At 69.8% G+C, this 11,826-nt stretch carries 8 protein-coding genes and 1 pseudogene; 4 read left to right on the top strand and 5 right to left on the bottom strand.

What is annotated here, in order from left to right; translation table 11 throughout:
* Window positions 1-683: pseudogene (aceE, locus tag Q0741_RS19215) on the bottom strand (pyruvate dehydrogenase (acetyl-transferring), homodimeric type); the annotation flags it as partial.
* A gap of 161 nt (window positions 684-844) precedes the next feature.
* Here aceE and Q0741_RS19220 point away from each other — a divergent pair.
* From Q0741_RS19220 to Q0741_RS19235, 4 genes are all read left to right on the top strand, one after another.
* The gene (locus Q0741_RS19220) at window positions 845-3,397 is read left to right on the top strand and encodes a PAS domain S-box protein (protein ID WP_298234804.1); all 2,553 of its coding nucleotides are present in this window, start codon (window positions 845-847) and stop codon (window positions 3,395-3,397) included.
* Entirely contained in the window at window positions 3,394-4,020 is a 627-nt protein-coding gene (locus tag Q0741_RS19225) for a response regulator transcription factor (RefSeq protein WP_298234805.1), read from the top strand. The genes Q0741_RS19220 and Q0741_RS19225 overlap by 4 nt, the downstream gene beginning before the upstream one ends.
* A gap of 64 nt (window positions 4,021-4,084) precedes the next feature.
* Window positions 4,085-4,945, top strand: coding sequence for a bifunctional methylenetetrahydrofolate dehydrogenase/methenyltetrahydrofolate cyclohydrolase FolD (gene folD / locus Q0741_RS19230; protein ID WP_298234806.1), 861 nt, complete (start codon window positions 4,085-4,087; stop codon window positions 4,943-4,945).
* Window positions 4,946-5,045: 100 nt separating this feature from the next.
* Window positions 5,046-7,073, top strand: coding sequence for a M3 family metallopeptidase (locus Q0741_RS19235; RefSeq protein ID WP_298234807.1), 2,028 nt, complete (start codon window positions 5,046-5,048; stop codon window positions 7,071-7,073).
* Window positions 7,074-7,169: 96 nt separating this feature from the next.
* On the opposite strand, the gene Q0741_RS19240 is transcribed toward Q0741_RS19235, so the two are convergent.
* From Q0741_RS19240 to Q0741_RS19255, 4 genes are all read right to left on the bottom strand, one after another.
* Window positions 7,170-8,141: a tripartite tricarboxylate transporter substrate binding protein gene (locus Q0741_RS19240; RefSeq protein ID WP_298234808.1), complete on the bottom strand. Its 972-nt coding sequence runs from the start codon at window positions 8,139-8,141 to the stop codon at window positions 7,170-7,172.
* Between the two features lie 98 nt (window positions 8,142-8,239).
* Window positions 8,240-9,226, bottom strand: a complete 987-nt coding sequence (locus tag Q0741_RS19245; RefSeq protein WP_298234809.1) for a D-glycerate dehydrogenase — start codon at window positions 9,224-9,226, stop codon at window positions 8,240-8,242.
* A 43-nt stretch (window positions 9,227-9,269) separates the two neighbouring features.
* Complete coding sequence (locus Q0741_RS19250; RefSeq protein WP_298234810.1) at window positions 9,270-10,691, bottom strand: sodium:proton antiporter; 1,422 nt, start codon at window positions 10,689-10,691, stop codon at window positions 9,270-9,272.
* Window positions 10,692-10,783: 92 nt separating this feature from the next.
* A complete protein-coding gene (locus tag Q0741_RS19255) occupies window positions 10,784-11,740 on the bottom strand; it encodes a histone deacetylase (RefSeq protein ID WP_298234811.1) in 957 nt (318 codons plus the stop codon).
* Window positions 11,741-11,826: the final 86 nt, after the last annotated feature.

The following is an 11,826-nucleotide window of genomic DNA, read 5'->3' on the forward strand; positions in this document are numbered from 1 at the left end:
GCGATGCCGCGGGCGTGCAGGTACTTCAGGAAGCGCGCCTGGTAGATGGCCATCAAAGGACCCAGGCCCATGGACACCGTCGGGAACTGCCAGAACTCGGGCATCAGCTTCGGGTGCGGGTAGCTGGACAGGCCCTTGCCGTCCACTTCCTGGCGGAAGTTCAGCAGCTGCTCCTCGGTGATGCGGCCTTCCAGGTAGGCGCGGGCGTAGATGCCGGGCGCCGAGTGGCCCTGGATGTAGAGCAGGTCGCCGCCGTGCTCGGGCGTGGCGGCATGCCAGAAGTGGTTGAAGCCGGCGCCCAGCATCGTCGCCAGCGAGGCGAAGCTGGAAATGTGGCCGCCCAGGTCACCGCCGTCCGGGGGGTTGTGGCGGTTGGCGCGCACGACCATCGCCATGGCGTTCCAGCGCATGTAGGCGCGCAGCCGCTCCTCGATCTCGAGGTTGCCCGGGCAGCGCTCTTCCTCTTGCGGCTCGATGGTGTTGACGTAGCCCGTCGTCGCGGAGAACGGCATGTCGATGCTGTTCTGGCGCGCGTGCTCCAGCAGCTGCTCCAGCAGGAAATGACCGCGTTCGCGGCCCTCGCTCTCGATCACGGCGGACAAGGCGTCCAGCCACTCACGCGTTTCCTGCGGGTCCTGGTCATTGGCTGCCGCACCGATGAACTGTTCAGGCAATGCCGACATGGGGTGTCTCCTGTTGGGGTCGGGCTAAGGGGTGGCGCAGTGTCGCACAAGCTTTTCATTTTTCAAATAGTGCGTTGCGATTTCATAATTTGAAATTTTGCTGCGACGCGGCATGTCCAGGGACCGCGTTGCCCTCCTTTGGGGGCTTGATAATCCGGGTGATGTCCGCCCCGCCCCCACCCTCTCCTGTCCGAGTTGCGCCGGCTGCGCGCCGGCGTTTTTTCGGCCACTGGTGGCGAAGCCAGTCGCCCGCGCGCCAGGATCGCTTCGTCACCGTGGGGCCTCTGGTCTCCGTGTTGTTGTTCCTGGCGGCGATCATTTCGGCGTTCTGGTATCTCCGGAACGAAGAGATCGAGCGCGAGACGGACTCGCTCAAGCGCGACACCGAGATCGCCCAGCAGCAGATCCAGCTGCGCCTGATCGACAGCCAGGAGCAACTGCTGCGCCTTGCCCGCGAGCTGGCCACCCGCACGGTGGACAGCCGCGGCTTCGAGGGCCAAGCGCGCAGCTTCGCCGCCGAGCGGCCCGAGCTCACGCAGCTGCTGTGGTTGGCGCCGAAGCGGCAGCTCCAGGGCCAGTGGCTGGCGCCGGGGCTCGAAGGCCATGCCCGCGGCGACGCGTCCGACCCCTCGCTGCCGCTGGAGGGGCGCCGCAGCGAGCCCGAGCGCGCCTTCAGCACCGCGCGCGACCTGCAGGCGCCGGTCTATTCGCGCTCCTTCACCAACGGCGCGGGCATGCCGGTGTTCCAGGTGCACGTGCCGCTGATCGACCGCAACGGCTTCGTCGGCGCACTGGTGGCGGAGTACTCGGTACAGGCGCTGGAGCGGCTGCTGGTGCCGGCGGAGGTCACCAAGCGCCATGCCATCTCGGTGCTGGACGAGGCCGGCAACGAGATCACCGGCACCGGCGGCGGGCTCCACGGTGACGCCGGCAAGCGCGCCGCCATCGTTCATGACGTGCCGCTGGCGCCGGGGGGCACGGGGCTGGTGCTGCGCGGCATCGGCTGGCGCACCTCCATCGGCCTCATCAGCAACACGCTGTTCTGGATGGTGGTGGCGCTGTCGGTGCTCACGGTGTGGATGCTGCTGGGCGCCTGGCGCCACATGCGCCGGCGCACGCAGATCCAGAACGCGCTGATCCAGGAAACCAACTTTCGCCGGGCCATGGAGAACTCCATGCTCACCGGCATGCGCGCCATGGACCTGCAGGGGCGCATCACCTACGTCAACCCGGCCTTCTGCGCCATGACCGGCTTTTCCGAGGCCGAGCTCATCGACCGGCGCCCGCCCTACCCGCACTGGCCGCCCGATCGCCTGGAGGAGAACGCGCGGCTGCTGCGGCAGGAATTGCAGGGCCGCAGCCCCGCCGGCGGCGTGGAGGTGAAGGTCATGCGCAAGGACGGGCAAATGTTCGATGCGCGCATGTACGTCTCGCCACTGATCGACCCCAAGGGCCAACAGACCGGCTGGATGACCTCGATGACCAACATCACCGAGGCCAAGCGCATCCGCGACCAGCTTTCGGCCTCGCACGAGCGCTTCACCACCGTGCTGGAAGGCCTGGACGCGGCGGTGTCGGTGCTCTCGGTGGAGCAGAGCGAGCTGCTGTTCGCCAACCGCTCCTACCGGCTGTGGTTCGGCGCCGACGCGCGTGGCCACGCGCTGCTGGCGGGCTCGCCGCCGCAGCAGCCCGGCTCCGTGGAGGACTCGGTGGACACCTTCGGCGGGCTGCCGGTGCAGGAGCTCACGCAGGCCGGATCGGACCCGCGCGAGGTCCTTATCGAGTCGCTGCAGAAGTGGTTCGACGTGCGCTCGCGCTACCTGCAGTGGACCGACGGGCGCCTGGCGCAGATGCTCATCGCCACCGACATCACCGCGCGCCACCAGGCCGAGGAGCAGCAGCGGCTGCAGGCGGAGAAGGCGCAGGTCACCAGCCGCCTGGTGACCATGGGCGAGATGGCCAGCTCCGTGGCCCACGAGCTCAACCAGCCGCTCACGGCCATCGCCAACTACTGCAGCGGCATGGTCTCGCGCGTGCAGGCCGACACCATCGCCAAGGACGACCTGATCGCGGCGCTGAAGAAGACGGCGCGCCAGGCCGAGCGCGCCGGGCAGATCATTCACCGCATCCGCGCCTTCGTGAAGAAGAGCGAGCCGCAGCGCCAGCCCTCGCAGGCGAGCGCCATCGTGGAGGACGCGGTGGACCTGGCCGGCATCGAGCTGCGCCGCCGCCACGTGCAGATCCACACCTACGTCGCGCAGCGGCTGCCCACACTGATGGTGGACCCGATCCTCATCGAGCAGGTGGTGCTCAACCTGGTCAAGAACGCCGCCGAGGCCATCGACATGGCCAAGCTGCCTCCGGGGCGGCGCCACATCGAGCTGCGCGTGGTGCCTCGTCACACGCCGGAGGAAGGCGGGGTGATCGAGTTCAGCGTCACCGACAAGGGCCCGGGCATGAAGGAGGAAGTGCTCGGCCGCATGTTCGAGGCCTTCTTCTCGACCAAGGCCGAAGGGCTGGGCATCGGGCTGTCGCTGTGCCGCTCCATCATCGAGTCGCACCGCGGCAGGATGCGTGCGGAGAACATTTACAATGGCACCGCAGTCGTGGGATGTCGTTTTTCGTTCACCCTGCCGGTGGAGCCGGGTGCCCGCATCGAGCCTGCGGCACCGGCTACCGATTCCAACTCAACGACAGAGACAACCAGCCCATGAGCCTGATTCCCAAGAAAGGCACCGTTTACGTCGTCGACGACGACGAGGCGGTTCGCGATTCGCTGCAGTGGCTGCTCGAAGGCAAGGACTACCGGGTCAAGTGCTTCGATTCGGCCGAGTCCTTCCTCTCCCGTTTCGATCCCCGTGAGGTGGCCTGCCTGATTGCCGACATCCGCATGGAAGGCATGAGCGGGCTGGAGCTGCAGGACCGGCTGCTGGAGCGCCGCAGCCCGCTGCCCGTGGTCTTCATCACCGGTCACGGCGACGTGCCGATGGCGGTGACGACCATGAAAAAGGGCGCGATGGACTTCATCGAGAAGCCTTTCAAGGAAGAAGAGCTGCTGTCGCTGGTGGAACGCATGCTGGAGCAGGCGCGCAATACCTTCAGCCAGCACCAGGAACAGGCCAGCCGCGACGCGCTGCTGTCGCGCCTGACCACCCGCGAGAGCCAGGTGCTGGAGCGCATCGTCGCCGGGCGGCTGAACAAGCAGATCGCCGACGACCTGGGCATCAGCATCAAGACGGTGGAGGCGCACCGCGCCAACATCATGGAAAAGCTCAACGCCAACACCGTGGCCGACCTGCTCAAGATCGCGCTGGGCGCGCACAGCAAGGCCGCCTGACCCTTTCACCAACCCCCCGAGGGCCGCGCCAGCGGCCCTTTTTCATTGCCAGGAGTTCCCCAACATGACCGCGCAGCTGATCGACGGCGTCGCCCTCTCGCGCCAGATCCGTACCGAGCTCGCCCAGCGCGCCGCCGCCCTCACCAGCCAGGGCCACACGCCGGGTCTGGCCGTGATCCTGGTGGGCGACAACCCGGCTTCGCAGGTGTACGTGCGCAACAAGGTCAAGGCCTGCCACGACACCGGCATGCACTCGGTGCTGGAGCAGTACCCGGCCAGCATGAGCGAGGCCGAGCTGCTGGCGCGCGTGCGCGCGCTCAATGAGGACGCATCCATCCACGGCATCCTGGTGCAGCTGCCGCTGCCCGCGCACATCGACGCGCACAAGGTCATCGAGACCATCTCGCCGGTCAAGGACGTGGACGGCTTCCACGTCGCCAGCGCCGGCGCGCTGATGGTGGGCCAGGAAGGCTTCAAGCCCTGCACGCCTTATGGCTGCATGCAGATGCTGAAAGCCATCGGCTGCGACCCGCGCGGCAAGCACGCGGTGGTGATCGGGCGCAGCAACATCGTGGGCAAGCCCATGGCGATGCTGCTGCTGCAGGCCAACGCCACCGTCACGGTGTGCCACAGCGCCACGCCGGACCTGGCGCAGCACACGCGCCAAGCCGACATCGTGGTGGCCGCGGTGGGCAAGCGCAACGTGCTGACGGCCGACATGGTCAAGCCCGGCGCGGTGGTGATCGACGTGGGCATGAACCGCAACGACGAGGGCAAGCTCTGCGGCGACGTGGACTTCGAGGGCGTGCGCGAGGTGGCCTCTTGGATCACCCCGGTGCCGGGCGGGGTCGGCCCGATGACGATCACAATGCTGCTGGTCAACACCGTCGAGGCCGCCGAGCGCGTGGCCGCCGCCGCGGCCTGATCCGTCAGTGAAGCAGGGCCGGCGCGCGCAGCGCCGCGGCGCCTTGTGTTGGCCCCCATTGCCACCACCTGTGCGGTTTCAACCCCCGCCTGCCCTGTCCATGTCCAATCCGCTCCTCGATACCCCCTCTTCCGAGCTTCCAGCCTTCGACCGCATCCGTCCCGAGCATGTGAGCCCGGCGGTGGATGAGCTCCTGGCCCAGGCCGGCGCGGCGCTGGAGCGCTCCGTGGGGCCGGACGTGCCGGCCGACTACGACGCCATGTCGGCGGTGCTGGACGTGGCCACCGAGCGCCTGGGCCGTTCCTGGGGCGCGGTGGGCCACCTCAACCACGTGGCCGACACGGCCGAGCTGCGCGCGGCCTACAACGAGAACCTGCCCAAGGTCACGGAGTTCTACACGCGGCTGGGCGCCGACGAGCGGCTCTACGCCAAGTACAAGGCGATCGCGCAGAGCCCGGCCGCGCAGCAGCTGAGCGCGCCGCGGCGCAAGGCGCTCGCCAACGCCATGCGCGACTTCGTGCTCTCCGGCGCGGAGCTGCAGGGCGAGGCCAAGGAGCGCTTCGCCAAGATCCAGGAGCGCCTGGCCGAGCTGTCGCAGAAGTACAGCGAGCACGTGCTCGACGCCACCGACAAGTTCGCGCTCTACGCCACCGAGGAGCAGCTCGACGGCGTGCCGGCCGACGTCAAGGCCGCCGCCCGCGCCGCCGCGCAGGCCGATGGCCGGGACGGCCACAAGATCACGCTGCATTTCCCGAGCTACTTCCCGGTGATGCAGTACGGCACCAACCGCGAGCTGCGCCGCCAGCTCTACACCGCCTACGCCACCCGCGCCAGCGAGCAGGGCCCGGCCGAGCGCGACAACAGCGCGCTGATGGCGGAGATCCTGCAGCTGCGCCAGGAGGAGGCCGAGCTGCTGGGCTACGGCAACTACGCCGAGCTGTCGCTGGTGCCCAAGATGGCCGACAGCCCGCAACAGGTGATGGACTTCCTGCGCGACCTGGCCCGCCGCGCCCGCCCCTACGCCGAGAAGGATCTGCAAGAGCTGCGCGAATTCGCGGCCAAGGAGCTCGCTCTCCCGGATCTGCAAGCCTGGGACATCGCCTTCGCCAGCGAGAAGCTGAAGGAAGCCCGGTATGCCTTCAGCGACCAGGAGGTGAAGCAGTACTTCACCGAGCCCAAGGTGCTGGAGGGGCTGTTCCGCATCATCGAGACGCTGTTCGAGGTGGCGATCCGCCCCGACCAGGCGCCGACCTGGAACCCCGACGTGCGCTTCTTCCGCGTCGAGCGCGGCGGCCAGCTCATCGCCCAGTTCTACCTGGACCCCTACGCCCGCTCCGGCAAGCGCCCGGGCGCCTGGATGGACGACGTGCGCGGCCGCTGGCAGCGCCCTGAGGGGCCGCTGCAGACGCCGGTGGCGCACCTGGTGTGCAACTTCGCGCCGCCCGTGGGCGACAAGCCGGCGCTGCTGACGCACGACGACGTCATCACCCTGTTCCACGAGTGCGGCCACGGTCTGCACCACATGCTGACGCAGGTGGCGGATCTGGGCGTCTCGGGTATCTCCGGCGTGGAATGGGACGCCGTGGAGCTGCCCAGCCAGTTCATGGAGAACTTCGCCTGGGAGTGGGAGGTGCTGCAGCGCCTCACCGCCCACGTGGAGACGGGCGAGCCGCTGCCGCGCGCGCTCTACGACAAGATGCTGGCGGCCAAGAACTTCCAGAGCGGGCTGGCGACGCTGCGGCAGGTGGAGTTCGCGCTGTTCGACATGCGCATCCACGCCGAGGCCGGCGCGCCGCAGCGCATCCAGCAGATCCTCGACGAGGTGCGGCAGGAGGTGGCGGTGCTGATCCCGCCGGCGTTCAACCGCTTCCAGCACGCCTTCTCGCACATCTTTTCCGGCGGCTACTCGGCGGGTTACTACAGCTACAAGTGGGCCGAGGTACTCAGCGCCGACGCCTGGAGCGCCTTCGAGGAAGCCGGCGTGTTCGACACCGAGACCGGCCGGCGCCTGCGCCGCGAGATCCTGGAAGCCGGCGGCAGCCGCACCGCGATGGAGAGCTTTAAAGCCTTCCGTGGACGCGAGCCGAGCATCGACGCGCTGTTGCGGCACCAGGGCATGGCGGGCTGAAAAGCCAGTCCCTGCAGGGTGCCCGGGGCACCCTGCCCCCCGCATTCATCTTGAAAGGCCCGCTGCCACGGCCTCCGCGGCAGCGGGCTTTTCATTTCACTCCGGCCGCACCCCGGCCTTGGCCAGCAGGCGGCTCCACTTGTCGAGCTCGGCCTGCAACTGGGCATGGAAGTCCGCGCCGGCGGCCAGGCCCTCGGCACCCTCCTGGCGCAGCGCCTCGCGCAGCGGGGCGCTTTCCAGCGCCTTGCCCAGCGCCGTGCTCAGCGGCGCCGCCACGTCGGTGGGCGTGCCACGCTGCGCCAGCAGCCCGTAGGCCGGGGCGCATTCGTAGCCCTTGAGGCCGGCTTCCGCCAGCGTGGGGCAGCCGGGCAGCGCCGGGCTGCGGCGCGCTCCCGTGACGGCCAGCGCCCGCAGCTTGCCGCCGTCCACCTGGGACTGCAGCGGCGGCAGCGTGCTGAACATCAGGTCCACCTGGCCCGACAGCAGTTCCGTGAGTGCCGGCGCCAGACCCTTGTAGGGCACGTGCTGCAGCTTCACGCCCGCGAGCTCCTGCAGCAGCTCGCCCGCCAGGTGGCCCGCGCTGCCCACGCCGGTGGACCCGTAGGCCAGGCGTGCCGAGCCAAAGCGTGCGTGCATCAGCAGCTCCGGCACGTTCTCGATAGGGCTGGACGCCGCCACCAGCAGGACCAGCGGCTGGCTGGCCACGGGCCCCAGCGCGACGAAATCGCTGCCGCGCGCGGACGCCGGGCGCGGGCTGGAAGCCGCCTGCAGCGCCAGCGTGCCGGTGTGCGCCAGCAGCAGCGTACGGCCGTCGGGCGCGGCACGCGCCACCGACTCCACGCCGACCAACCCGGCGCGCAGCTCCACCACCACCGGCACGCCCAGCTGTTGGCTCAGTTGCGCCGCCAGCGCGCGTCCCAGGACCTCGCCGCTGCCGGTGGACGTGACCACCAGGCGGACCGGCCGAGCAGCCGTAGCGCCCTGCGCGCGCGACAGTGATGGCGCCAGCGCGACGGCCAGGCCGCCCCGCAGGAGCCGGCGCCGCGACGGCTGAAACCCCAGCCTCATGCCCAGACCTCGTATTGAAAGCGCTTCAGTCTAGGAAGCCGCACCCGGCGTGCCGTTGTGGCGAATACGCATGCACGGCGCCGGCACGCCGGGCCCGTTCAGCGTCCCAGCACCTGCGCATTCACCGGCGTGGGCGGCACGCCGCCGGTGAGCGCGGCGATGAGGTTGTCGGCCGCCAGGTCCGCCATGGCGCGGCGCGTGGCGACGCTGGCGCTGGCGATGTGCGGGGTGAGCACCACGTTGCGTTGCGCCAGCAGTTGCGGATGCACCTGTGGCTCGCCCTCGAACACGTCCAGCCCCGCCGCGGCGATGCGCCCCTGCGCCAGCGCCTGCGCCAGCGCCGCGTCGTCCACCACGCCGCCACGGGCGATGTTGGTCAGCGTGGCGCTCGGCTTCATCCGCGCCAGCTCCGCGGCGCCGATGGCGTGGTGGGTCTGAGGCGAGTACGGCACCACGACCACGAGGTGGTCGGCCTCGCGCAGCAGCGTCTCCTTGTCCACGTAGCGGGCGCCGATCGGGGCCTCCTGGTCGGCGGGCAGGCGGCTGCGGTTGTGATAGATCACCTGCATGCCGAAGCCCAGCGCGCCGCGCCGGGCGATGCCCTGCCCGATGCGCCCCATGCCCAGGATGCCCAGCGTGGCGCCGTGCAGGTCGCTGCCGGCGAACATGTCGTAGGCCCAGCGGTCCCAGCGCCCCTCGCGCAGGAAGCGCTCGGACTCGGTGATGCGCCGCGCGGTGGCCATCATCAGCGCGAAGCCGAAGTCGGCCGTGGTTTCGGTGAGCACGTCGGGCGTGTTGCTCACCAGCACGCCGCGCGCGCTGCAGGCGCCCACGTCGATGTTGTTGTAGCCCACGGCCATGTTGCACACCGCGCGCAGCTGCGGGTTGGCATCCAGCAGCGCCGCATCGATGCGCTCGCTCAGCGTCACGAACGCGCCAGCCTTGCCCTGCAGCCGCGCGCGCAGCTCATCGGGCGAGTGGATGTGGTCCGTGGGGTTGTCCTCGACCTCGAAGTGCTGCGCCAGGCGCTGCACGACCTCGGGGAACACCTTGCGGGCCACCAGCACGGCGGGCTTGTCGGACATGGCTCGTCTCCTGGATGGCGTGTGAGTACGAAACGAGGGGTTCTCAGTGGAACCAGACCAGCGTCATCAGCGCGAACAGCGGCAACAGCACGACGCTCGACCAGGCCATGTAGCCGAAGAAGCTGGGCATGCGGATGCCGCGGTCCTCGGCGATGGCCTTGACCATGAAGTTGGGCGCGTTGCCGATGTAGCTGTTGGCCCCCATGTAGACCGCGCCGGCGGAGATGGCCGCCAGCGTGGGCGCCAGCGCGTTCATCAGCACCTGCGGATCGCCGCCGGCGAGGTTGAAGAACACGAGGTACGTGGGCGCGTTGTCCAGGAAGCTGCTCAGCAGCCCGCTGGCCCAGAAGTAGGCCCAGGGCAGCGGCTGCCCGTCGTCGCCGGTGACGGCCTGCACCACGGCGGCGAAGGGCCCGGCCGCGCCGGCCTTGAGCATGGCCAGCACCGGCAGCATGGTCAGGAAGATGGCGGCGAAGAGTTTCCCTACCTCCTGCATCGGGGCCCAGGAGAACTGGTTCGCCAAACGCGCCGTGGCGGGCGTGAGCACCAGGGACAGCAGCGTCACCGCGATCAGTCCCAGGTCGCGCACCAGGGACTGCAGCTCGACCTCGGTGCCGGCGACGTTCCAGCGCAGCCCCGGCTTCCAGGTGCCGCTCATCAGCACCAGCCCCACCACGGCCGCCAACAGCAGCAGGTTGAGACCGCCGAGCATGCCCAGGCGCTGGGTATCGGGCGTGGGGTCCTGCGGCAGCACGCCTTCGCGCCGGTAGTACCAGCTGTCCAGTGCGAAAAAGATCGCCAGCAGCGCGCCGACCAGGAACAGCGTCTCGGGCAGCAGGTGGCGGAAGGTCCAGTCGAAGGACACGCCCTGCAGGAAGCCCAGGAACAGCGGCGGATCGCCCAGCGGCGTGAGCGAGCCACCCGCGTTGCTGACGATGAAGATGAAGAACACCACCACGTGCGCGACGTGGCGGCGGTTGTCATTGGCGCGGATGAGCGGGCGGATCATCAGCATCGAGGCGCCGGTGGTGCCCATGACGCTGGCCAGCACCGCCCCGATGGCCATGAGCGCGCAGTTCACGCCCGGGCTGCCGTGCAGGTTGCCGCGGATGTAGATGCCGCCCGCGGTCGTGAACAGCGCGGTGAGCAGGATCACGAAGGGCAGGTATTCGGCCAGCAGCGTGTGCACGAAGGCGGCGCCCGCGGCGCCCGGGCCGAACACGGCCGCGAAGGGCACGAGGAAAGCCAGCGCCCAGCCCAGCGCGACCTTGCCGTAGTGGTGATGCCACAGGCGCGGCAGCAGCAGCGGCATCAGCGCGATGGACAGGAGCATCCCGGCAAAGGGCAAGGCCCACCAGGCGGAGAGGTCGCGGCCGTCGATCTCGGCCGCACCGGCCCACAGGGGAAGGAACAGCAGCGCGGTGCAGGCGGCTCGACGGGCGGCGGCAACAGGGAGCTTGGGCATTGGAGCGTTCAGGCCACTCGGGGCGCCGGGGGCGGCGCGGGGCGGCCGGGCTTTTTGGAGCCGGGCATTCTAGGGACGCCCGGCGCGGCGGTTCAGGAACCATCCCAGCCCGCGGCACCGGCGCGGGCCAGCCACGCGCTCCAGCTCTGCCACGCCAGCTGCAGCGTGCCGAACTGCAGTTCCACCATCTGCGCCAGGTCGTGCCCATAGCCGCCGGCCATGCTCAACGCCACCGGCACGCCGCGTTCGCGACAGGCCCGCAGCACGCGGCGGTCGCGCTCCGCCATGCCGCGGGCACTGAGCTTCAGGCGGCCCAGGCGGTCGTTCTCGTGCGGATCGGCTCCGGCCAGGTAGAAGGCCAGCCCGGGCGGCGCGTCGGCGTGGTGCGCCCACAGCCGCTCCAGCGCGCCGTCCAGTGCCTCCAGGTAGGCGTCATCCGTGCAGCCGTCCGGCAGCTCGACGTCGAGGTCGCTGCTTTCCTTGCGGAACGGGAAGTTGCGCGCGCCGTGCAGCGACAGGGTGAAGACGCTGTCGTCGTCGCGAAAGATGGCGGCAGTGCCGTTGCCCTGGTGCACGTCCAGGTCGATCACGGCCACGCGCAGCAGCCGCCGCGCGCGGCGATGCGCCTCGGCTTGCATCAGCCGCGCCGCCACCGCCACGTCGTTGAAGACGCAGTAGCCGCTGCCCTTGAAAGCGTAGGCGTGGTGCGTGCCGCCAGCCAGGTTGGCCGCCACGCCTTCCTCCAGCGCAGCACGCGCGGCGGCGATGGTGGCGCCCACCGAGCGCCGCGCCCGCTCCGCCATACGCGGCGACCATGGAAAGCCGATCTCGCGCTGCTCGGCCGCGCTCAGCAGTCCCTCGGCCACCGCCGTGACGTAGCGCGGCTCGTGCGCCAGCGCGAGTTCGCCGTCGCTGGCCGCGGGCGCCGGCCGCAGCCGGATGCCGGGCTCGGTCGCCACGCGCTCGCGCAGCAGCGCGTACTTCGCCATCGGGAACCGGTGCCCCTCGGGCAGCGGCAGCACGAACTGGTCTGCATAGAAAGCCTGCATAGGGCCATTGTGCGCAGTCCCTCACCGCTTCATCCCTGCCAGGACGACCGTGCCGGCGTGGCAAAGACGCCAAAGACCTTGCTGCG

This window comes from uncultured Azohydromonas sp. (genome assembly GCF_937926365.1).
In the GTDB taxonomy this organism is placed as follows: Bacteria; Pseudomonadota; Gammaproteobacteria; order Burkholderiales; family Burkholderiaceae_C; genus Azohydromonas.

What these genes read in the sequence shown, in the direction of transcription:
- Q0741_RS19220 (WP_298234804.1), top strand. Translation starts at nt 845, where the DNA reads ATGTCCGCCCCGCCCCCACCCTCTCCTGTCCGAGTTGCGCCGGCTGCG.
- Q0741_RS19245 (WP_298234809.1), bottom strand. Translation starts at nt 9,226, where the DNA reads ATGTCCGACAAGCCCGCCGTGCTGGTGGCCCGCAAGGTGTTCCCCGAG.
- Q0741_RS19225 (WP_298234805.1), top strand. Translation starts at nt 3,394, where the DNA reads ATGAGCCTGATTCCCAAGAAAGGCACCGTTTACGTCGTCGACGACGAC.
- Q0741_RS19255 (WP_298234811.1), bottom strand. Translation starts at nt 11,740, where the DNA reads ATGCAGGCTTTCTATGCAGACCAGTTCGTGCTGCCGCTGCCCGAGGGG.
- Q0741_RS19235 (WP_298234807.1), top strand. Translation starts at nt 5,046, where the DNA reads ATGTCCAATCCGCTCCTCGATACCCCCTCTTCCGAGCTTCCAGCCTTC.
- Q0741_RS19240 (WP_298234808.1), bottom strand. Translation starts at nt 8,141, where the DNA reads ATGAGGCTGGGGTTTCAGCCGTCGCGGCGCCGGCTCCTGCGGGGCGGC.
- folD (WP_298234806.1), top strand. Translation starts at nt 4,085, where the DNA reads ATGACCGCGCAGCTGATCGACGGCGTCGCCCTCTCGCGCCAGATCCGT.
- Q0741_RS19250 (WP_298234810.1), bottom strand. Translation starts at nt 10,691, where the DNA reads ATGCCCAAGCTCCCTGTTGCCGCCGCCCGTCGAGCCGCCTGCACCGCG.